The following is a 21,370-nucleotide window of genomic DNA, read 5'->3' on the forward strand; positions in this document are numbered from 1 at the left end:
AAGCAGCAGTGTTAACCCAGTAGCATTGGACTAAGCCCAATGTCTTTCAACCATATCTCTAAGTACTATCCCTTAGCAACAATAGGCACACTCTATGGCTATCTTTTAATCGCCACAACCTTATAGCCAATACTGATGGTTCATATTGATTGGCGATACGTTACCCGTTAAAAAACCTCTAGGTTATTGCTCGTCTCAATTGCCGTTTAATGGCACAGTATTATAACAATGGTCGCATAAAACCAGTTTGCCACTGGTTTTGCTCATTTGTCGCAAACATAAGTAAAACTTTTTTACGGGTTAATTCGTATGATGATTCGGTTTGCTGCTGTATCTGTGTATTGATAGCAACGCTGAGTGCGTAATCTCAATAATATAGTGTGTTTGAACGAGTTTTTTGTCCGAAACACCAGCTAAGCCTAGATATTGCCCGCTTTCTTCCATAGAATGGCAAGTTAACTTTTTTATCAGCAGCCAGTGTTTATTTTGCTGCGGTTTTATTAGGTATATTGATGTCGGCGAAACTGTTTAATCTTCCCATTAAGCTTTCATTAGAGATGATTGCGAAACTGTTTTCGGCCACGCAAATTCAAAAAGCGCAAAACTATTTGATCCAAGGCCGGGTACTCGAAGTTACTGCCAGCAGTAACAACCATGATATTGAGGCCTATGTAGAGGGATCTGCTGCCGAGCCTTATCGTCAAGAAATTACCCTAGTCAACGTTAATCACAAAATTGTGATGCGATCTCATTGTACTTGTCCGGTCAGAACCAATTGTAAACACGTTGCTGCAGCTATGCTGGCACTGGTGGATAAAAAACCGGTTGAAGAACAGCGCATTCATCAATGGTTACGCCAACTTGATGAACAAAAAACGGTAGCAGAATTTGAAGATGAAGAGGAAGAAAAAGACCGCATTATCTATGTGTTATCTAATGATCCTCACGGCATATTTGTCGAATTCAAACGCAGTAAATTAAATAAAAAAGATCAATATAATAAAGGCAGTAAGCTGGCATTAGCCGATATTCGTTATAGCATGCCTTGGTGGATAGATCCTGAAGATAAACAAATTATTAGCTTGCTATTATCATCTAATAATCAAGGCTCAAAAATTTATATCGATGGCGAAATTTCATTTTTAGCCCTGACAAAAATGCTTGCCGCCGAAGTGTGTTTTTGGGAAGAAAATCGCACTCCATTGACCTGGGCCAAAGCCATTACCCCAGAGTTTATCTGGTGTGAGATAGATAAAAAACATACTCAAATGCAAATGCGCATGCCTGGGCTTGAAAATTGGGAGTTTATTGCCACCGAGCCCCCTTTGTATGTGGAACTAGACTATTTGCATTTAGGCCGAATAGACACAGATTTACCTGTGAAAAAACTCAGTTTGTTACAGCATATGCCGCCGGTGCCATTGGCTCAAGTTGATGCGATTAGCCATAAAATGCTGCAACATTTTTCACCTAAAACCGTGCCTGTTCCAAGCGAGATTGATTTTTGCGAGATAACCGCGGAACTGGTTACACGTTTAACCTTTACGCGTGAGTTTTTCAGCAGCAGTCAGATCATGCAACCGGTTATTCGAGTCGATCATTGTTATGGTGAAATTACTTTCAATGCCTCGACTAAGCCAGAACGGATTAGCTTAGTTAAAAAGGATCAGGTGCAATATCAAGTGCATCGACAGGTAGATCATGAATTAGCTGCGCTGCAATCATTAACCGATATTGGCTTAGTGACGCTTGAGCCCGATCCAGTCTTAGTTAGTTCACATAAACCCTATTATGTCAGTGTCGGTTTATTACCTGAGTCTATTTTTGAATGGTCTGAGTTGACCAGTGATGGTCTTGATGCGTTAAGTGCATTGGGCATGGACATTCACTTTGATGATGATTTTGACTTACAAATTACTGATGCACAACTTGATGTCGACTTGGTTGACGATGATGAGTCGGGTTGGTTTTCGTTATCACTCAGTGCCGACATTGATGGGCAGAGTGTACCGTTATTGGCTTTAGTTGCTCGTTGGTTACAACAAAATGGTGAACCAGCAGATGACGATGAATTGCTGTTACCTGGTCCTAATGGCGGCTTTATTAAAATTAAAGCCAAAACCATTAAGCCACTGATCAGCATTATCCAAGAGTTATTTAACCGCCATTCTGGTGATGTAATTGCAATACCTCGTAACCGTGCACATATTTTAAATGATTTGTCTGCTAGCGATGTGCGTTTGCTTAATGGCGAGCGAGTGCGCAACTTAGCCACGAAACTGGCTGAGTTTAAAGGGGTTGTTCCGGTTGAATTACCCAATGGTTTACATGCGACATTACGTGATTACCAAAAACAGGGTTTTGATTGGTTGTGTTTCCTCAAGGAATATCAACTGGGCGGCATTTTAGCCGATGACATGGGCCTTGGTAAAACAGTTCAAGCTTTGGCATTTCTACTCAAAGCTAAACAAGAAGCGACTGAACATCGCACCAGTTTAATTGTCTGCCCGACCAGTTTAGTTGGTAACTGGTTAAAAGAAGCCAACAAGTTTGCACCATCGCTTAATGTCGTGGTGATCCACGGTAATAAACGCCAACCATTATTAGACCAAATTAACCAGTTTGATGTGGTCGTGACCACTTATCCTTTAATGTTGCGTGATGAAGCGATTTACTGTGAATATGTGTTTGAACACATTATTTTGGATGAAGCACAACAGATTAAAAATGCCCAAGCCAAAGTTACTCAAGTCATTAAAACCCTCAAAGGCAAGTTCCGCTTGTGCTTATCAGGTACGCCACTTGAAAATCATTTAGGCGAATTAAAATCGTTGATGGATTTTTGTTTACCAGGTCTATTAGGTCAGCATACTTACTTTAATAAACAGTTTCGAGGTCCGATTGAAAAGCAGGCTGATGTCGAAAAATCCTTGTTACTGAGCCAGCGTATTGCGCCCTTTATGCTGCGACGCACTAAACAGGAAGTGGTATCTGAGTTACCTGAAAAAACGGTGATTATCCAAACCTTGGAGCTTGAAAAAGACCAACGTAATTTATATGAATCTATCCGCTTAGTGATGGAGAAAAAATTGCGTGAGTTGTTTGCTAAAAAAGGCGTATCGAGCAGCCATATTGAGTTTTTAGATGCGTTACTCAAGCTTCGCCAAGCCTGTTGCGACCCTCGTTTAGTTAAGCTTGAACAAGCTCAGCAAGTAAAAGATAACGCTAAAATGACTTGGCTTATCCAAAACCTGCCTGACATGATTGAAGATGGCCGTAAAATTCTTATCTTTAGCCAATTTACTGGCATGTTAGCGCTGATTGAAGATGAGTTAAAACGCTTGGCGATTACTTACAGTAAGCTGACAGGGCAAACACGCGACCGTCAAACCCAGATTGATGCGTTTCAAGAAGGCGGCAACTCAGTGTTTTTGATCAGTTTAAAAGCTGGTGGCACCGGGCTTAATTTAACCACTGCGGATACCGTTATTCACTTTGATCCTTGGTGGAACCCAGCCGCAGAAAGGCAAGCAACTGATCGTGCCCATCGTATTGGTCAGTTAAATCCGGTCTTTGTGTATAAGCTGATTGCCCAAGGGACTGTTGAAGAGAAAATTCAAGAAATGCAGCAGCATAAGCAAGGTTTAGCGGACAGTATTTTATCGGATGGCACTCAAGGTCCATGGCAGGGCAGTGCCAATGATTTATTGGCTCTATTGAGTTAACTCACGGTGAAGTTAATTGAATAACATATGGTTAATGAGGTAACGTCATTGCCAGCAGTGTACTTTAAACGAGGTTCGTCGCAGCCAAGACAACGGCGCTCAAATCGGGCGACACCTGTTCAACATATGGCGTATTTTGAGCAAGTGTTTGCCGAGCTTCGGCTTCATCCTGAAAAAATAGCGATTGTGAGACACAATATTGCTGAGTTTCAGGCTCAGCCATACTTGAAGAAAGGTCTGCATACGGCAATCGACAGATTGTTGTTAGTGTTTGAAGATGATGACGACATTGAACGTTTGTATCGACAAGTGATGAGTGATGATATTGGTCAGAGGGTAAGGCGTTATCCGCTTATTTTTAAAGGTATTATCTCAATATCGTCAGACCTGATTTAAGTGCATTTTGCCTATGTCCATATCATGTTTGCTCTAATCGATATGGGCGTTAACTCATGCTTAAAAGTAGCCTTAGATTAACGCCCTGATCAGCACGCTGTGATCCAATGACCGTTTATTTTGTCACTCCTTTTGGCTTTATTGAGCCATGATCCCAAAGCCATCACTTCAACTCTGTTCCTCTCAGCTTACTCATTTTATTAGGTCAATTTATTTACCTGGAACACTTATAGCATAGTCGATTGCATTTGCCTGATGGCATATTACAGATAATCGCGATTGCTGGTGGAAAGACGGGCTTTATCGTTAAGCCAAATACCGTTGGAGTATTAAAGATGATTCATATTGTAGGGGAAATACATAAAACGATTAAGTTTTTCTGCTATTAATAACTAGAAGCTCTACTATTAATAAATAGAAGTTTATGTTCAAACGACTTGGTTTCACTCTCTTGCAAAGCTGAGCCCATGTTGTCGTGATAAACCCAGTACAAACAAGGAACCTTAAATCGGGATAATATCGGATATCAAGTCGTCCTTTGTCCTGACATTGTGATGAGTAAAACCCATATTCAAATTTGGCTCGTTTATCCCATTGCTTAACCCAATCTGAGGTTAAGCCGATATCAATGATCTTCGATTAACGCCTACCTCGATCAACATTATTTCCGATTAATAGCAGAGGGTCAGTTCAGTTACTAGTGCGATATTGTGATGTTATTTTGTGAATGCTCAATTAAGGAGTTTTATATGTTAAGGACTTTGAATCTGTTTTGCGATTCACCGGTTAAACAAAGGATTTATGACCAATTGTCTGTCAAAGGTTTTCTTAACCTTGTCGTATTTGTGTTACTCGTCTCATGGACAAACCTTGTTAACGCTCAGACAACAATACCCAAAACGGATGGTAAGGCCTTCTCCCATGACACAGTCGTCGAGATTGCACGTAAATTGTCGCAGAAACCTTTTATTGAACCTAAACAAGCCCCTGAAGCGCTGACTAAAATAGATTATTCCACCTATCGCCAAATTAATTTCCAGCAAGATGCCGCTATTTGGGGCAATGCACCCACACCTTTTTCTATACAACTATTTGCGCCTGGCTATATCTATAAACAGTTAGTCGACATTGATGTGGTCGAAAACGGTAAATCATTTCCGGTTGCCGTGTCTGAATCATCATTTAGAGTGCCAGATGAGTCAATTGGTCAGTTACTGCAACAAGTCGGCAAATATGCCGGCTTTCGTCTGCATTACCCCATTAATCGCGATGATTATAAAGATGAGTTCTTAGTGTTTCAGGGGGCCAGTTATTTTCGGGGAGTATCTAAAGGGCAAGCTTATGGTTTGTCGACCCGTGGACTAGCCATTAATGTTGCCGATCCTAAAGGCGAAGAATATCCGCTGTTTAAAAAATTCTGGATCGAACGTCCATCAAGCCACCAAAAGGCGATAGTGGTTCATGCGTTGCTAGACAGTGTTAGTGTAACCGGCGCCTATCGTTTTGCGATTTACCCTGGCGATCCAACTCGAATGGGGGTCGATGTAATGCTTTTCCCAAGGCGAGATGTGCAAAATGTGGGTCTGGCGCCGTTAACATCAATGTTTATGCATGGCGGTATAGACCGTGCTGACACAGCAGATTACCGTCCAGCGGTGCATGACTCTGAAGGCTTGCTGATGGAGAAAGGTAATCGTGAGAAAATTTGGCGACCACTGAATAATCCACGGGGATTGCAGGTGAGTTCTTTCATGGACGAAAATCCTAAGGGCTTTGGTCTGATGCAGCCACATCGACAAGTTGATTACTATCAAGATCTTGAAGCCAAATATCATCAACGTCCATCTGCCTGGGTTGAACCAACAGGTGATTGGGGTAAAGGCAGAGTAGAACTGGTTGAGATCCCATCGGATTCGGAGGCCAATGACAATATTGTTGCTTATTGGAAACCAGAAAATGGATTGAAAAAAGATCAGCCATTTGCATATTCATACCAACTCACTTGGGTAGATAATATTCCCAAAACTGAGGGCAAAGTTAAAGTCGTTCGAACGGCTGGTGGTCGTAAGTTATTTACCGATAAAAACGAGATCGTTATCGATTATAGCCATCTTAGTGCAAATGATGTTAGCAACATTAGCGTTGATGCGAGTATCAGTAGTGGCGCGATTTTAGAGGCCCGTATTGAGCCCAATCCTAATGTTGATGGTGCAAGAGTGTTTGTTACTTTTGATCCAGAAGATGCCGATGTAGCTGAATTGCGTGTACAGCTGAGGAATAACGATAAACCGCTTGGCATGACGTGGTTGTATCGATTTACGTCGGAGGACTGGCCATTATGATACAACAAGATAATGCTTTGTCGGCGGCAATGACCGAAAAAAATCATCGTAAACGAGCCTTGCCTGACGAATCGCCATTGGTTATGAATCGTCATGAAGTTTCTGAGGCTGGTCATCGATTGAATTCCAGTCAACAGACTATGTTGTTTAGACTTCGCACGTTTGTTGCCCAATTATTTGTGTTTATGGTCACTGCGGGCTTATCTACTTACGGTATAAGGGAAATGTATTTGGTGCTAAACACCAATAACATTACCAATTTACAGATAGTCTTTTTAGTGTTGTTTAGTATTAACTTTCTTTGGGTTGCTTTTGCTTTCTCGCAGGCCTTATTGGGTTTTCTATTGCATCTCAAGCCGCGGTTAGTAAAAGAGAGCGAAATAGACCCCAGCTTTAAAACGGCTATTTTACTGCCGATTTATAATGAAGATCCGCTGCGCATTAGGGCTACAATTGAAGCCATGAGTGCAGATCTCATTGCTACAGCGCCAGGCAAGTATGCTTTCTTCATTCTCAGTGATACTAATCGAGCTAATGCTTGGATTGCTGAAGAGGCTACCTTTTTAGCACTTATCAATAAATATCAACCAGAGTGTCCAGTGTATTATCGTCGTCGTCACCAAAACAGTGAACGTAAAGCCGGTAACATCGGTGACTGGGTGCAACGTTGGGGCGGTGATTATGAAGCCATGATAGTGCTTGATGCTGACAGCATCATGAGCGCAAAGTCGATGGTGACACTGTCACGTCGTTTGGCCGCTGCGCCTGGTGTCGGCCTTATTCAAACCTTGCCGACACTTGTTTTCGCCAATACCCTATACAGCAGGCTACAACAGTTTGCTAATCAATGTTTTGGTCCCATCTATGCTGCGGGCTTGTCAGCCTGGCATGGTTTGTCTTCAAATTTTTGGGGACACAATGCCATCATTCGCACTAGAGCCTTTGCTGAAGCCTGTCATTTGCCTATTCTGCCCGGTAAAGCACCTTTTGGCGGCCATGTATTAAGTCATGATTTTATTGAAGCGGCGCTGCTGCGCCGTGCGGGGTGGGGGGTACGTTTTGATACCGATATTGAGGCTTCATTTGAAGAAGCCCCTCCTTCGTTACTTGATGTGATGATCCGCGATCGACGCTGGTGTCAGGGCAACTTACAGCATTCGGCATTTATGTTCGCCCGAGGGTTTTCCTTGCCAACCCGGTTGCATCTTTTGTCTGGGGTCATGTCTTACCTAAGTGCCATTTTTTGGTTAGCGTTAATTATGGTGGGGCTGGCGATTGCCGTTCAGGCGGCTTTTATTCGCCCTGAGTATTTTGCTAATCCATCGCTGTTTCCAACCTGGCCAGTGTTTGACTCTGAGCGCGCGTTAAGTCTGTTTGTGGTTTCAATGGCAATTGTATTGGCCCCCAAAGCCTTTGGCTGGTTTGCTGCGATGATTAATATTCCTCGGTGCTTAAGATTTGGTGGCCCAATCTTGTTAACCTTGAGTACCTTATTCGAAATGGTAATGTCTGCTCTGTATGCGCCAATTCTGATGGTGTCGCAGTTTGGCGTGGTGTTATCTATATTTCGAGGTAAAGACAGCGGCTGGATGCCCCAATCAAGAGATGACGGCGCATTGAGCTGGATACCAGTGATGCGTGCACATCTTGGCCATACTGTGTTTGGTGTTGTACTTGCTTTGACTGCAATGTTGCTAAGTAAGGAATTGTTTTACTGGTTATTACCGATCACCATAGGGTTAATGTTATCGATCCCACTTTCATGGTTGAGCGGCGGCGCGCGGCGCACGAAATGGATTAAAACCATTGGGTTACTGCGAGCGCCAGAAGAAAAGAAGCCAGTTCACATTCTGGTTGAATTGAAAGCCAACCTAGCTAAAATGCCACATCTACAACACATGCATCCGTTCAGTCGACTGGTGAATAATCCACAGTTATTTACATGGCACCTTGCTCAGTTACCTGACTTAGATGAGCAAAAACCGTTGTTTTATGCTCCGAGGATCATTGCCGAGTGGAAATTGGAGCATGCTGAAAGCTTATCGCAATTGGAATCATGGTTAGAACCGGCAGAAGTCATCGCCTTACTCAGCAAAGCGGATTATCTACAAAAGCTGCAAACAATCGGCAAGTAATGTCTGTCCTAGAATTAAAAAGGCCCGAATAACGCGTTATTCGGGCCTTTTTTACTACTCAAGCTTAGACTATAGATGATGATTTCATATCGGCTACTATGACGTTGAGCCATGATGGACTTTACATCATGATTAATTGTTAACCATCACACGTGTTGCAAAATCAGTTGGCCCTGCCAAAATGGCGCGGCCAACTGCCACCAGATCTACTTGCTTGTTCGTTAAAATGGTCTCAATGTAATCAAGGGTTTCAATGCCGCCAACACCAATGACCGCAGCAGCAGTTTTACCTGTTAATGGCGCAGCATCGGCAACTAAAAAGCCTTCGCCGCGGATATCTTTAGGTCTGTTCCAACCGCCAATGCCTGACGACACATTGAGTATTTCCACGCCCGCATCAACTAACCACTGGCTCACTTGGCCCATATCGCTGTGGGATAGGCCTCCTGGGTAACCATCTTGACCGGGAATACGGGTCATTATGGCTAATCTAGGCGCGGCTTGTTTTATCTGACTGACCATCTCTAGCAAGATTCTGGCACGATTTTTAACACTGCCACCGTATTGGTCTGTACGTTGATTGGTTAGCGGCGATAACCACTGATTGATACCATAACCATGAGCACAATGGATTTCGACTAAATCAAATCCCGCTTTGTCGGCACGAATAGCGCTATTGACGAAGTCTTGCTGCCATATTGCGATATCATCCTGTGTCATGGCGCGCGGTGTGGGTAATACACGATCGTATGCTGGCACTACAATGCCAGAAGGACCCATAATATCGGTGCTAATAGCAGCACTGTCTTTGCCGCCGCAATGGGTAATCTGTAAGCCTGTTTTAACATCCATTTGGTGTAATAGCTTGGCAATTTGACTCAGTCCAGGTAAACAGGCGTCATCATGGGCGCCAAGCTGATTTGCTTCGCTGCGACCAGCTAGATTGACATGGCTATACTCTACCATCACTAAGCCCGCACCAGATTGTGCTAAGCCTTGATAATGGCTAAAGGTTTTCTCGGTGGCTAAACCATTATTGTCTGCCGTTTGGGATGCCATTGGAGGTACCACAACACGATTTTTTAAGGTTAATCCATTGACTAATGTAAGGGGAGTAAAGCGTACTGCGCTCATTGCAACATCCTAAATATTTAACACGATCAATATGCCAGCAATCAACATAATACTGCCTGCGGTTCGATTGATTATGGTGACCGCATTGGGTGAGGTAAATACATGCTTTGCACTAGAGGCTAAATAAGCATAAGTCAGATTAACAGAACCAAAAGCCAGGGTTGCAGTAGCCAGTATGATAATAACATCGGTCACATCTACTTGGTTCATCGGCACAAAGGCAGGGAAGAAACTGACGTAAAATATTAAGGCTTTAGGATTGCCTAGCGCAATTGCTGTGCCGGTGATGATATTTTTAAGCTGACTGACCTTGGGCGTGGTGGCTAACTGAACACCCTTTGCTGTGTTTCGCAGCATACTGATGCCAAGCCAGCATAAATACAGCGCACTAGCGTATTTTATTAGCTCAAATGTTGGCCCCATGGCGTTAGCTATTGCCGATAACCCAAACAGTGCTAATAGGATATAAATAAAATCCCCCAGCAATACACCAAAGGTAATGGCAGTACCATGATTAAATCCATTCGAAAATGATCGCGATACCACCGCAAATACAGCCGGACCTGGCACTATGGCTAAAATGAGCATAGTGAAAAACAGCGCGATAACTTGTTGTAATAGCATTATCTCAGTTCAACTCATATTAAGGGACAGGATAACTTAGCAAAATATTTTTGCGATTATAGCGTAAAGTGATGCAGGTAATGAACAGGTTAACGCTAAAGTATCCATCTAATTTTTATTGATTTTTTTATCTCACTTAGGTTTATTCTATCGTTTTTGCATCTGTGTTACATTGCGAAATTAAATTAATCATTTGTTCAGTTGAGTATTGTTGTGAATATTATTTTGTTAACTCATCCTCGCGAAATGTTGCGAGCCAATAATACGGGCAAGTTAGTGTCTCAGGTGTTAGGCGAGCGCGCTCGTGTGGTTGAGTGGCACCGTAAACAGCCTGATGCTGAATTATTACGTTTGATTGCAGCTGGTAAGGTGGGGTTGGTTTTCCCCAGTGATGATAAAAATATTTCGCAAAAAGTATGCGAGATATCTCAAAGACTATTATATTTAGTGCTTATCGATGCAACTTGGCAAGAAGCTCGCAAGATGTTTAATCAAAGTCCATATCTCAAAGCACTACCTAAAGTGTTATTAATTAATTCGCCCAAGTCGATATACCCACTGAGGCGAAACCAAATAGAAGGAGGATTATGTACGGCAGAATGTGTTATACATTTATTGACCGAGTCGGAAAACATAATCGAAGCACAGCAGTTAAGTGAGTTATTGATGACATTTATTGACACTAAGGCCGGTGTTTGAATGGGGAATAAGCGTTAGCCATTATAGATTGATAAATTTGTTGTTTAATCACAAATAATAAAAATACCTAAATTACAACATTCATCGGAGGTTGCTATGTTTAGCACTATTCGCGCTAAATTCTCATTGATATTCATTATATTTGCAGTAGCTTTAGCCATTATGGCCATTACTAATGCCACTCAGAGTCAAAATCAACTAGAGCAGATCCATGAGCTCAGTCGTCAATTTAATCCTGCTATTTCAAGCATTATCAATGGTGATCGCGATTTATATCAAGCTCATTTAAGTGAAGTTCTTTTGATTAGTAGTGAACTAAGTGCGCAGCAAAGAGATGATCAAATCAGTAATTGGCAAGAGAATGCCGATCAAGCTAAGCAGCGAGTTGCCGAATTTAGCCGTCTGTTAACACTTTACCCAGATGTGGTAAGTGGGCTCAACGGCTTTGATACTCAATATGACAAATGGTTTACGGCCTCGTCGTCGGTAATCAGTGCAGTTAAAGCGGGAGACTATTCCACTGCAAAACAACGTTATAAGGACGTGTCTTTATCTGAGTTTTCAAGATTGCGTGATATTTATAATACGGCCGGCGAGCGTGCCGATGAGCAAGTTAAATTAATCGACCAAAATAATACTCAAACAGCAAAAAATCAGCTAACAATATTATTTACAGTGTCTGGCATTCTGATTATTTTGACTATCTTCTTGGCTTATTACGGCCCTAAAGTGGTGGTGGATAGAATTAATGATGTGAACGATCGTATCACTGATATTAGTCGAGGTGATGGTGATTTAACCCGTCGATTAATCATTAGGCAACATGATGAAATTGGCGAGCTGGCCACAACATTTAATCATTTTATTGATCATTTACAGCAAATGATTATCGCTATCGATAAACAGTCTAATGAGGTTAATACCAGTATTGGACAGCTAGCGGGCAATGCTGCAACTGCCAGCCAAATTAGCCAAGAACAGCATTATTCAGTGGATAGTATTGTTACCGCCGTCAATCAAATGAGCTCAGCGGTTCGTGAAGTGGCTAAAAATGCATTGGATACCGCATCTGAAATTAATAATGTGAATGATCAGACGGTTGAAGGTAAACGCATTCTGTCGTTGTCTATCGATAATATTCAACAACTGTCGACGTCTGTTCAAAATGCTGTGGTGGTTATTCAAGCCTTGTCGACTAATTCGTCACAAATTGCGTCGGTTCTTGATGTGATCCGCGGTATTGCAGAGCAAACTAACTTGCTGGCGTTAAATGCGGCAATTGAAGCGGCTCGCGCTGGTGAGCAAGGCCGTGGATTTGCGGTGGTTGCTGATGAGGTACGAACCTTGGCCAGCCGAACAGAACGGTCAATTCAAGATATTCAGAATATGATTGAGCAGCTGCAACGTGGTGTTAACGATGCCGTTCATACCATTGAAGCGGGTGCGAGTTTAACCGCGACTACGGTCGAGTTATCTTCACAAACACGAATTTCCCTTGATTTAATTTTGCAAGCCACAGCCAAAGTGACCGATATGTCGACACATACCGCCGCGGCCACTGAACAACAAACCCATGTAACCGAGGAGATTAATCGTAATCTAACTGAGTTATCTGATAAAACCCGTCATTGCAATGATGTGATTGCTGAAAACCAACAAATTGCGCTAAAAACAGCTTCAGTGTGTCAATCATTACGCTCAGAAGTGGCTCGATTTAAGGTTGTTTAACACGAGATTGAATTGAGAATGTAACGTTATAAAAATGGCTTAATGTTGATTACATTAAGCCATTTTTCGTTAGATCTTTTGAACATAATGATTTATTTTACTTGCTGATACTCAAAGGTTTTACGTAAGCGTATGTCTGCAACCGATGCGCCAATCATCACTTCAAATGTGCCAAATTCTGCTAGCCAATCATTGGTGTTAACGTCCCAAAATGATAAATCACGTTGAGTTAAGGTAAAGCTAGCTGTTTTAGTTTCGCCAGCTTTTAACCACAGTTTATCAAAACCTTTTAGCTCTTTAATGGGGCGTGGGACGCTGGCTTTGACATCGTGTAAATACAGTTGAGCCACTTCTGCACCATCGACTTTACTGGTGTTAGTAATATCGACTTTGACTGTGATGGTGTCGTCGCCTGCAATACTCGCACTTGATAGGCTAATGTTTTGGTAACTAAATTTGCTGTAAGACAAACCATGACCAAAAGCAAACAAAGGCTTAATTTTTTGTTGCTCAAACCAGCGATAACCAATAAACACACCTTCGGAATATAATGACTCAGTTGCATTGTAATCATTTAACGCAATAGGTGCGGTATCGATGAGTTTTTTAGGCAAGGTTATCGGCATTTTACCGCTAGGATTAGTATCCCCAAATAACATGTCGGCATAGGCGTTGCCTGCTTCCATACCACCATACCAGCCCCACACAAGCGTACTTGCGCTATCGGCCCATGGCATTTCAACCGCCGAACCGCCAATCATAAACACGATTGTGTTGGGATTCGCTTTCAGCAGCTTGGCAATAACCTCATCTTGCTGACCGGGTAAGATCATGTCTGGACGATCAATTGATTCTCGGTCATCGGCATGGCTTAAGCCTGCAAAATAAAATACTGCATCAGCCTTCTTCGCCGCGGCTAAATATTCTTTTTCGCTATTGTACAAGCTGTTGGGTGTTTCCCAGCCCAAGGTGGCTTGTTGGTCGCCCTGATAGCGTAAGCTAACTGCATAGGTTTCGCCTGCTGTTAACTTTATTGCTTTAGTGATGATGCTATCTGACTGTGCCGTGGTTGAGGTTAATAAAGGTTTATCATTGATAAATAGAGCAATGTTTCCGTCTGCTTTGATATTAAAGCTATGGCTGCCGCTTTCGATTGGTTTAAGGTTGGCTTTTATCTCCACAAATTGACGTTGGCCTTTTGCATCAAACTGCGGATCGGCAATCCAAGATTCACTGGCAAGCTTGGTCATTGCTTTATCACTATAATAGTTAATTTGCCAAGACGGGGTGCCAGTCCAATGACGAGTAGTGAGATAGTCATTAGGAATAGGCATAAACTTGCTGCTGGCAGCTCGCATTAGGGTAATATCAACCTTGTTACCTAGTTTGGCTTTTAATCCCTCTAGCGGGCTAATTTCATATAAGGTTTTAACCTCGGATGAACCTCCACCAAAGCCATGACGCTTGTCGGCATTGGGGCCTAAGACTAATACTCGTTTAAGTTTGTTGGCGTTCAATGGCAGGATATTGCTGTCATTTTTGAGTAGCACTATACCATTGGCTGCAATAGTGCGAGCATCATCACGATGTGCCTGAGTATTACGCTCGCCCGATAGGCGCTGCTTATCCATCATGCCGATACTGAGTTCTAATCGTAAAATACGACGAACTTTGTCATCTAACACCGCTACTGGGATTTTGCCTGCATTAATCATTTCCAGTAATGGCTTGGCAAAAAAGTAGTCGTCAAAATCAGCGACATCGGTGCCCATCTCAATATCAAGACCGTTCATTGCAGCATCATAAGTGTTTATGTCGACATTCCAGTCAGTTAATAACACCCCTTGAAAACCCCATTCGCCTTTTAATATTGTATTAACTAAATGTGCGCTTTGGTTGGCATTCGTGCCGCGAAACTCGTTATATGAGCCCATAATAGAATGGACATTGGCTTGTTTTACTGCCGCTTCAAATGCAGGTAAATACACTTCACGAAGTGTGCGTTCATCAGGTTTGGCATTCACTCCAGTGCGGTTGAGCTCTTGAGTATTTAACGCATAATGTTTTACGGTTGCACCGACATCATTAGCTTGAATCGCAAGCACTTCAGGTACCACTAGACTGGCAACTAAAAATGGGTCTTCTCCCATGTATTCAAAGTTACGCCCATACAATGGCAATCTTGCTAGGTTAACACCAGGACCGAGAATAAGGTCTTTATTACGATGACGCGCCTCTGCACCTAAAATATTGCCGTGCAGGCTGGCCATGTTTGGGTCCCAGCTGGCGGCTACTGCGGTTAATGGGGGTAAATAAGTGGAATAATCGTTAGTCCAGCCAGCAGGTGCCCATGAATTTCGGTCAATTTCATAACGCACGCCGTGTGGGCCGTCAGACATCCACATTTCATGTATTCCTAAACGTTCAATGGCTGGGATGTGAAACTTGCCCGCAGCATGTACTAATGACACTTTTTCAGCCAATGTAAGCTGCGGTAATAAGCGGTTAACCTCGTCTTCGACTTGGCTGATACGATCGCCAATACGCAACTTCTCGCTATCGGACAATACTGTTAATGCATGCAGTGTTTCAGGCGTAATATTAGGGTGTTCGGCAAGCGCTGCTGGACTGATGGTGACAAAACTGCACATCAACAGGGCGCTATAAAGAGGGCTTAAGGTGGTGCTAGACGCACTGTTTTGTGGCTTATTTTTATGGCGAATAGGCATTATTATCCCAAGAGGATTAACCATAACGTGTTCCTTATGTTATTGAAAATTTATAAAAATATTAGTGGTGAGCCGACCTGAACTAGGATTTGCATCAATGTCAGTTTGTGGGTTTACTATGGTTGAATGTAATAAGTTACCGGGGTAAATCACTAGGCGATTTGGGCGATATTCAATTTGATGATACAAGCTGTAATGCTCGTCGCTGGCAACAAAGTAACTGGCTGGTGTTTGGGTTTTTCTGTCGAGAAACGGCTGCGCTTTGGTAAAATAGTCTTCGATATTTTCCGCCGTTATCCGCTCCAGATCGGTGAGGTTATGCCTAAAAAAGCCTGTGTTGCCATGTGGACCATCGTTAAGATAATGCAAAATGGCAAAGTAATGCGGGTTTGTCGCATCGAAGTGAGGCAAACATTGCAGTGGAGCCAAGGTTTCTGGCTGTTTGTCGATTAATGAATAGACATATTGCTGCGGCTTTAATCGTAATGATGCTGGAATGCGATAAACGTCGTAGATCAGTTTGTACAGCGCATTGAGAACCTCGATAACATATTGCTTGGGCAATGATGTACGACATCCTGGGTAGTATGAGCCTTTATCTTGACGGAATGTGCTGTCATTGACCGCAATAGCGATCAACTGAGCGATATCTTCAGCAAAATTATCAATCACAATCACAGGTGTTTGTTGTTGGCCAATCAATTGCACCTGCGGTGCAATATGATTGACCTTGATAATGGGCTTGGTTGTTGCTGATACAGACATCAGGATTAGCCCTGCATCGCCGTTGATTTACAATAATGCTGCACAAAATCATGGTGTACAGGCAAGGTATCAACTTTGCGTTTTACGGTGGCTTTAATACTGTTTAAAAAGCTCTGTAATTCAGCATCGTCCATCATGTCGACAATTGGATGGTACTCTCTAGGTTGTAGACCTTGGCCCATCATAACTTGGATCCATGAGCTCTCACCAAACAGCTCACTGCCGTATTTGTAGACTTTGCCTGATTGGCTAAACATGTCGATACGATGTTGTAATGACGTTGGGATCGGCATGTTTTTGCAATAACGCCAAAAGCGGCTGTCTTCACGGTCAGTGACTTTGTAATGCAAAATAATAAAGTCGCGAATGTTGTCTAATTCAATCTTGGTTTGTTGATTAAATTCATCAATGTCGGCTTGAATTATCCCTTGAGATGGGAACAATTGCAGCAAGCGGACAATGCTTCGTTGGATCATATGAATGCTGGTTGACTCTAACGGCTCTAAAAATCCCGCCGATAAGCCAATGGCAATACAGTTTTTATTCCAATGTTGACGACGCGTACCGGTTTTGAACTTAATGACTCTAGGCTTATTGATTGGTTGGCCTTCAATATTGTTGAGTAACAGTTCGGTGGCATCGGCATCAGAGAGGTACTTGCTGCAAAATACTAAGCCATTACCAGTACGAGTTTGCAACGGAATGCGCCATTGCCAGCCAGATTCACGGGCAATTGAACGTGTGTAAGGTATGGGGTTTTGCACTGCTTCGGTTTGTACGGCAATAGCACTGTCGCACGGTAACCAATGACTCCAGTCTTCAAAACCAGAGTTTAAGGTTTGCTCAATGAGTAAGGCTTTAAAACCAGTACAATCGATAAATAAATCACCTTCGATGAACTCACCATTTTCAAGTTGTAATGCGCGAATATTGCCCGTGTCTTCATGTTGCAAAACATCGGCTATCTTGCCTTCAATGCGCCTCATTCCATGTTGCTCAGCAAATTTTCGCAGAAACTTGGCGTAAAGACTGGAGTCCATGTGGTAAGCATGGTTGTAATCTTGATTTGGCAGCACAGCAAAACGGCCTTGGCGAGCGGCTAAATGTTCGGTGCAGTAATCACCAATTTCGCTGACCATGTTTTTTTGTTGGCCTTTAAGCCAAAAGTGCTGAAAACCACAGGCCCAGCAGTCTTTGCCTAAAAAGCCAAATGAATGCAAATAGTCTTTATTAACATCATGCCAGTTTTCAAATTGGATGCCGAGTTTAAAGGTGGCATTGGTAGCAGCCATCACATCTTGCTCTTTTAACCCCAGTAAACGATGAAAGATATGCAGGGTAGGGATGGTAGCTTCACCGACACCAATAGTGCCGATTTCATCTGATTCGACTAAGACAATATCAAGATTTTTGCCCAATAGTTTGCTGAAGGCGGCAGCGGCCATCCAGCCAGCGGTACCACCACCGGCAATCACTACTTTTTTGACTGTTTTATTCATCTTGAGCGTCCTGTTTGATGTCTTGCTGTTCGCAGCATTATCGTTTTAATTTGTTGATTAAATCTGCGCGTAACTTACGGGCATTGAGTTCATCTAATGGCTTAGTTAACATGCCTTTAGCTTGATCTGGTATATGGCTGTCATCAATATCGTCGTGGTTAAAAATGTAATGTTCAAAAAGCGCTTTCCACGCTTGGCGTTGTGCTTTAGGTAATGATCGAAGGCTTAGCATGCTGTGAAGCAGGGCATTGTTGGGTCTGCCTAAATAGCCTGGTGTGTCGCGCCACCAATGGGTGATGAGTACGTTAAAGTCGTCAACTCCGCGCACGTGATGCCACCACATGCTGGGAATAAACAACACATCACCCGGATTCAGTTGTGCGGTCAATGATGCCGCAAGTGCTTGCTTAAACTTAGGAAAACGCTCGAAGTCCGGTTCTGCAAAATCGACCATGCTGATGTCTTGTCCACCTGGAGCGAATTCCATTGGGCCGACATATAAATTGCTGATTTGCTCAGGCGGAAATAAGGTGAAAGTGCGTTTCCCCACAGCGTTACACGCGAGGTTGAGTGGAAAATCAAAATGCGCTGCTACCTTGGTTTGGTTACCAAGCCAAATACTCGTCAATGGTTGCGTTGGCGATAAATCTAAACTGTTTTGTTCATCCAGCCCCGGCAGACATTGGTGTATGTCTGTTGAGCCCATGTAGATCCCCGCAGGTGCTTGGCTGGCATTTTCTTGTTTTAAGCGGCTTAATAATTGGTTGAAATCCAGGCGACCTGCTTGGTAATTAAAGCCATTAACCTCTTGATTGTAAAATACCCGTCCATGTTGCTCGTGGGGTAGATAATATGCGGTCACCGCCGAGCCTTGATAAAATTGACACAGATAATCCATTGCCTTGTCTGCTGACTCAAGACCCGCTTGGACTAAAGGCCAGTGATGGCATAGGCCTTTAAATACCATAGGCTTATCTGCATGCTCAATATGAGCGAGCACTTGCTCTAAGGTCCAACCGCTTACGCTGTCGACAGCTTGTGTCGAGTGAGCTTGTATCGGCTCTGATAGGTTTGGATTTGTATTGTGGCTCACCATTATCGATTAACCTTGAGCATTTTTAAGGTTAAGTAGCTCGCGAACTTTGCTTTGCGATGCCAGAGCCATATAAATGGCTTGTAAATAACCTTGCTGATGCAAAGTGCCTAGCACTTCTGCAGGTAACGCGGCTAGGGTGTTTTCATTAATGGTATAAAAACCAATCATTTGATGTTTTTGGCCATTGTCTAGTTCGAGGTCTAAGGTAAACGATTCCAGTAACTCATGCTCAATTAATACGTCGATAAAACGATTACTGTCACTGAGCCCATGATGAATCGCTTCAAGCATTTCACCGACTTCATCTAATAAAGGCGTGTTACCACCATAAGGAAAAAACAGCGCTTCACCGTCATTATGGCTTACTCTTGGGTGGTCTAAATCGATGTGAATAACCCGTTGCTGACGCTCAATGCCATCTTCTTGAACGGTTTGTTGTCCTATCAAAAACGGCTGGCGACGCACACTCAGAGGAATATAAGATGCATTCCAACCAGCGTCAGATAAAAACAGATTCTCATTTTGCTTAAAACCAAATAATGCCACCGCATAAAACTGGCCAGTGGTAGCGTCTTTATGAAAGAAAATAGGGTAATGAGCTTGAATGCTACGAAATTCTTGCGGAAAGGTTAAGCCGAACCAAAGGTTATCGCCTAACGCACTAGAACGGGTAGTGATAACCTTGAGGTCTTTATGATCGATGCTATTTAGTAATACATGTTGGCTCATTTTGATGTCCTATCTTGTTCGTTCAAATACGTTATGTAGTTATGATTATTGTAGGTGATCTTAGTTAGTCGTTTGATATTAGCTGTCTGCCATCCTAGCAACCCATCTGAGTTAATCTAGATTACAGCTTAGCAAATCCATACTGCACGACTTTGGCTAGCAAATCGCGATTGCTCAGTAAGCTTTTACTTAATACTTGAGTGCGCTGCTGATTATCATTAAACAGTTGCTGTGCCTGTTGTTGCATTGATGGTTTTACATGGCTGGGTAATTGAGTATTAAAACCCATGCCATAGAGCACATATTGAAAACTGGCAGCCGGAAATAAGGCTTCTTTATAGCTAATATCGTGTTGGTTTGGCACTTGATAGCGCCATAATTCAAGTTGCGCTTGCAGACTATCGGGTATTGATTGCTTATCGCGATGATCGCGCCAATAGCTGTCAACTTCACGTTGACTTATTACATAGTGCAGCTTTAAAAAGTCGATAATTTGTTGCCAGTGCAGTTGATAGCGCTGGTTAACCCTTGCCGCAATCGTATCCATCACTTGGCGATTGGAGGGGAGTTGTTGGGCTAGGGTAGCTGCTGTCCATTCAATTAACGCTAATGCTGAGGCTTCTAGCGGTTCGATAAATCCTGCAGCCATGCCAATGGCAATACAGTTATTTTGCCAGCATTTGGCTCTATAGCCTGGATTGAACGATAATTTTCGTGGCGTTAGTTTGTTGGCCGTGGCGCTATCAAGCCCTAAATAAGTTAATAGGCTTTGCTCGGCGTCAGCATCATTAGTATGGCTTGATGAATACACATACCCCACGCCCTTGCGAGTCGGCAAGCCTATGTCCCAAATCCAGCCATTTTGCTGAGCCGTTGAATGAGTACAAGATGCGATAGGGCTGTCTGCTTGTTCATAAGGTACCTGTACAGCAAGGGCGCTATCATTAAATAACACTGACTTTTGAGATAAAAATGGTACTTGTAAATGCTCACCTAATAACAGTGATTTAGTGCCAGTACAGTCGATAAATAATTGTCCGTGGATTTCACCATGTGCTGCAGTGATCACTTTGGCTATATCACCATTATCATGATTAATAATATGACTGACATGATCACGAATATGAGTAACGCCAAGCTTTTGGGTGCAATGTTCGCTTAACATCTGGCTAAATTTGCCAGCATTAAGGTGGTAGCCGTAATTATTTTGAAAATGATATTGCGCTGATGCAATGGTTTTGGGCGCTAATCCAAGTTGAGTCAACACTGCTTGACTACTGACCGCCTCAGCAAAGCTGACTTGATCTGCATGGGGCAACCAAAATGGGCATAAGTCGAGTTCTTGGTGACCGTGAGGTAGGCTAAAAGGGTGTAAATAGCTGTTTGACTGAGTCGGCGCTTTGCTGTCGGCATCTTTGCTTGGGTCATTGCGCCAATCAATAAATCTTGAACCTTGCTTAAAGCTTGCGTCACAGCAGCGAATAAACTGGTTTTCATCAATGCCGATTTTGCTTAAAGTTGAACGCATCGAAGGCCAAGTGCCTTCTCCTACGCCAATGGTGGCAACATCTGGTGATTCAATAAGGGTAATGTTGAGCTTAGGAGAGTGGGCCAGGACACCTTTGTCGACATTATGCTCTGCAGCCAGTAATCCAGCGGTTATCCAACCGGCTGTACCGCCACCAACAATGACTATTTGGGTGATTGGTTTATGCATTATCTCTACCTACGCCTTTGGCACTATTGTTATTATTAAGTTGTTATCAATA

General features: G+C 42.9%; 14 protein-coding genes. 6 read left to right on the plus strand and 8 right to left on the minus strand.

From position 1 onward, the window contains the following. The first annotated feature begins 512 nt into the window (after window positions 1–512). The 4 genes from ACED29_RS10510 (at window position 513) to mdoH (ending at window position 8,598) form a co-directional block, all read left to right on the plus strand. A complete protein-coding gene (locus tag ACED29_RS10510; protein WP_124016250.1) occupies window positions 513–3,725 on the plus strand; it encodes a DEAD/DEAH box helicase in 3,213 nt (1,070 codons plus the stop codon). A gap of 27 nt (window positions 3,726–3,752) precedes the next feature. Beyond that, complete coding sequence (locus tag ACED29_RS10515) at window positions 3,753–4,121, plus strand: hypothetical protein (RefSeq protein ID WP_371697626.1); 369 nt, start codon at window positions 3,753–3,755, stop codon at window positions 4,119–4,121. 749 nt (window positions 4,122–4,870) lie between these two features. Next, window positions 4,871–6,463, plus strand: coding sequence for a glucan biosynthesis protein G (locus tag ACED29_RS10520; RefSeq protein ID WP_182721908.1), 1,593 nt, complete (start codon window positions 4,871–4,873; stop codon window positions 6,461–6,463). Next, the gene (gene mdoH / locus ACED29_RS10525; protein ID WP_371697627.1) at window positions 6,460–8,598 is read left to right on the plus strand and encodes a glucans biosynthesis glucosyltransferase MdoH; all 2,139 of its coding nucleotides are present in this window, start codon (window positions 6,460–6,462) and stop codon (window positions 8,596–8,598) included. Before ACED29_RS10520 ends, mdoH begins: the two co-directional genes overlap by 4 nt. Before the next feature lie 132 nt (window positions 8,599–8,730). Here the strand turns inward: mdoH and ACED29_RS10530 are convergent, their stop codons facing one another. After that, a complete protein-coding gene (locus ACED29_RS10530; protein ID WP_182698878.1) occupies window positions 8,731–9,732 on the minus strand; it encodes an NADH:flavin oxidoreductase in 1,002 nt (333 codons plus the stop codon). Between the two features lie 9 nt (window positions 9,733–9,741). Next, window positions 9,742–10,356, minus strand: a complete 615-nt coding sequence (locus ACED29_RS10535) for a LysE family translocator (protein WP_124016246.1) — start codon at window positions 10,354–10,356, stop codon at window positions 9,742–9,744. Window positions 10,357–10,569: 213 nt separating this feature from the next. Here ACED29_RS10535 and ACED29_RS10540 point away from each other — a divergent pair, with 213 nt between their 5' ends. Together ACED29_RS10540 and ACED29_RS10545 are read left to right on the plus strand one after the other, a co-directional pair. After that, window positions 10,570–11,055, plus strand: coding sequence for a DTW domain-containing protein (locus tag ACED29_RS10540; protein WP_124016245.1), 486 nt, complete (start codon window positions 10,570–10,572; stop codon window positions 11,053–11,055). A 96-nt stretch (window positions 11,056–11,151) separates the two neighbouring features. Further along, window positions 11,152–12,783: a methyl-accepting chemotaxis protein gene (locus ACED29_RS10545; RefSeq protein WP_371697628.1), complete on the plus strand. Its 1,632-nt coding sequence runs from the start codon at window positions 11,152–11,154 to the stop codon at window positions 12,781–12,783. Between the two features lie 92 nt (window positions 12,784–12,875). Here ACED29_RS10545 and ACED29_RS10550 read toward each other — a convergent pair whose 3' ends face one another. The 6 genes from ACED29_RS10550 to ACED29_RS10575 form a co-directional block, all read right to left on the minus strand. After that, window positions 12,876–15,536: a glycoside hydrolase family 3 C-terminal domain-containing protein gene (locus ACED29_RS10550; protein WP_371697629.1), complete on the minus strand. Its 2,661-nt coding sequence runs from the start codon at window positions 15,534–15,536 to the stop codon at window positions 12,876–12,878. Between the two features lie 15 nt (window positions 15,537–15,551). Continuing rightward, a complete protein-coding gene (locus ACED29_RS10555; RefSeq protein ID WP_371697630.1) occupies window positions 15,552–16,277 on the minus strand; it encodes a DUF6445 family protein in 726 nt (241 codons plus the stop codon). 5 nt (window positions 16,278–16,282) lie between these two features. Then, the gene (locus ACED29_RS10560) at window positions 16,283–17,776 is read right to left on the minus strand and encodes a tryptophan halogenase family protein (protein ID WP_371697631.1); all 1,494 of its coding nucleotides are present in this window, start codon (window positions 17,774–17,776) and stop codon (window positions 16,283–16,285) included. Window positions 17,777–17,813: 37 nt separating this feature from the next. Next, entirely contained in the window at window positions 17,814–18,872 is a 1,059-nt protein-coding gene (locus ACED29_RS10565; protein WP_371697632.1) for a cupin-like domain-containing protein, read from the minus strand. A 6-nt stretch (window positions 18,873–18,878) separates the two neighbouring features. After that, a complete protein-coding gene (locus tag ACED29_RS10570; RefSeq protein WP_182741016.1) occupies window positions 18,879–19,601 on the minus strand; it encodes a SapC family protein in 723 nt (240 codons plus the stop codon). A gap of 121 nt (window positions 19,602–19,722) precedes the next feature. Continuing rightward, window positions 19,723–21,318, minus strand: a complete 1,596-nt coding sequence (locus ACED29_RS10575) for a tryptophan halogenase family protein (protein WP_371697633.1) — start codon at window positions 21,316–21,318, stop codon at window positions 19,723–19,725. Between the last annotated feature and the right edge of the window lie 52 nt (window positions 21,319–21,370).

This window comes from Shewanella sp. 5S214, from assembly GCF_041439795.1.
Classification (GTDB): Bacteria; Pseudomonadota; Gammaproteobacteria; order Enterobacterales; family Shewanellaceae; genus Shewanella; species Shewanella vesiculosa.

Coding starts and splice junctions, on each gene's coding strand:
- ACED29_RS10555 (WP_371697630.1), bottom strand. CDS start 16,277: ATGTCTGTATCAGCAACAACCAAGCCCATTATCAAGGTCAATCATATT.
- ACED29_RS10515 (WP_371697626.1), top strand. CDS start 3,753: ATGGTTAATGAGGTAACGTCATTGCCAGCAGTGTACTTTAAACGAGGT.
- ACED29_RS10575 (WP_371697633.1), bottom strand. CDS start 21,318: ATGCATAAACCAATCACCCAAATAGTCATTGTTGGTGGCGGTACAGCC.
- mdoH (WP_371697627.1), top strand. CDS start 6,460: ATGATACAACAAGATAATGCTTTGTCGGCGGCAATGACCGAAAAAAAT.
- ACED29_RS10520 (WP_182721908.1), top strand. CDS start 4,871: ATGTTAAGGACTTTGAATCTGTTTTGCGATTCACCGGTTAAACAAAGG.
- ACED29_RS10535 (WP_124016246.1), bottom strand. CDS start 10,356: ATGCTATTACAACAAGTTATCGCGCTGTTTTTCACTATGCTCATTTTA.
- ACED29_RS10530 (WP_182698878.1), bottom strand. CDS start 9,732: ATGAGCGCAGTACGCTTTACTCCCCTTACATTAGTCAATGGATTAACC.
- ACED29_RS10545 (WP_371697628.1), top strand. CDS start 11,152: ATGTTTAGCACTATTCGCGCTAAATTCTCATTGATATTCATTATATTT.
- ACED29_RS10570 (WP_182741016.1), bottom strand. CDS start 19,601: ATGAGCCAACATGTATTACTAAATAGCATCGATCATAAAGACCTCAAG.
- ACED29_RS10510 (WP_124016250.1), top strand. CDS start 513: ATGTCGGCGAAACTGTTTAATCTTCCCATTAAGCTTTCATTAGAGATG.
- ACED29_RS10565 (WP_371697632.1), bottom strand. CDS start 18,872: ATGGTGAGCCACAATACAAATCCAAACCTATCAGAGCCGATACAAGCT.
- ACED29_RS10560 (WP_371697631.1), bottom strand. CDS start 17,776: ATGAATAAAACAGTCAAAAAAGTAGTGATTGCCGGTGGTGGTACCGCT.
- ACED29_RS10550 (WP_371697629.1), bottom strand. CDS start 15,536: ATGGTTAATCCTCTTGGGATAATAATGCCTATTCGCCATAAAAATAAG.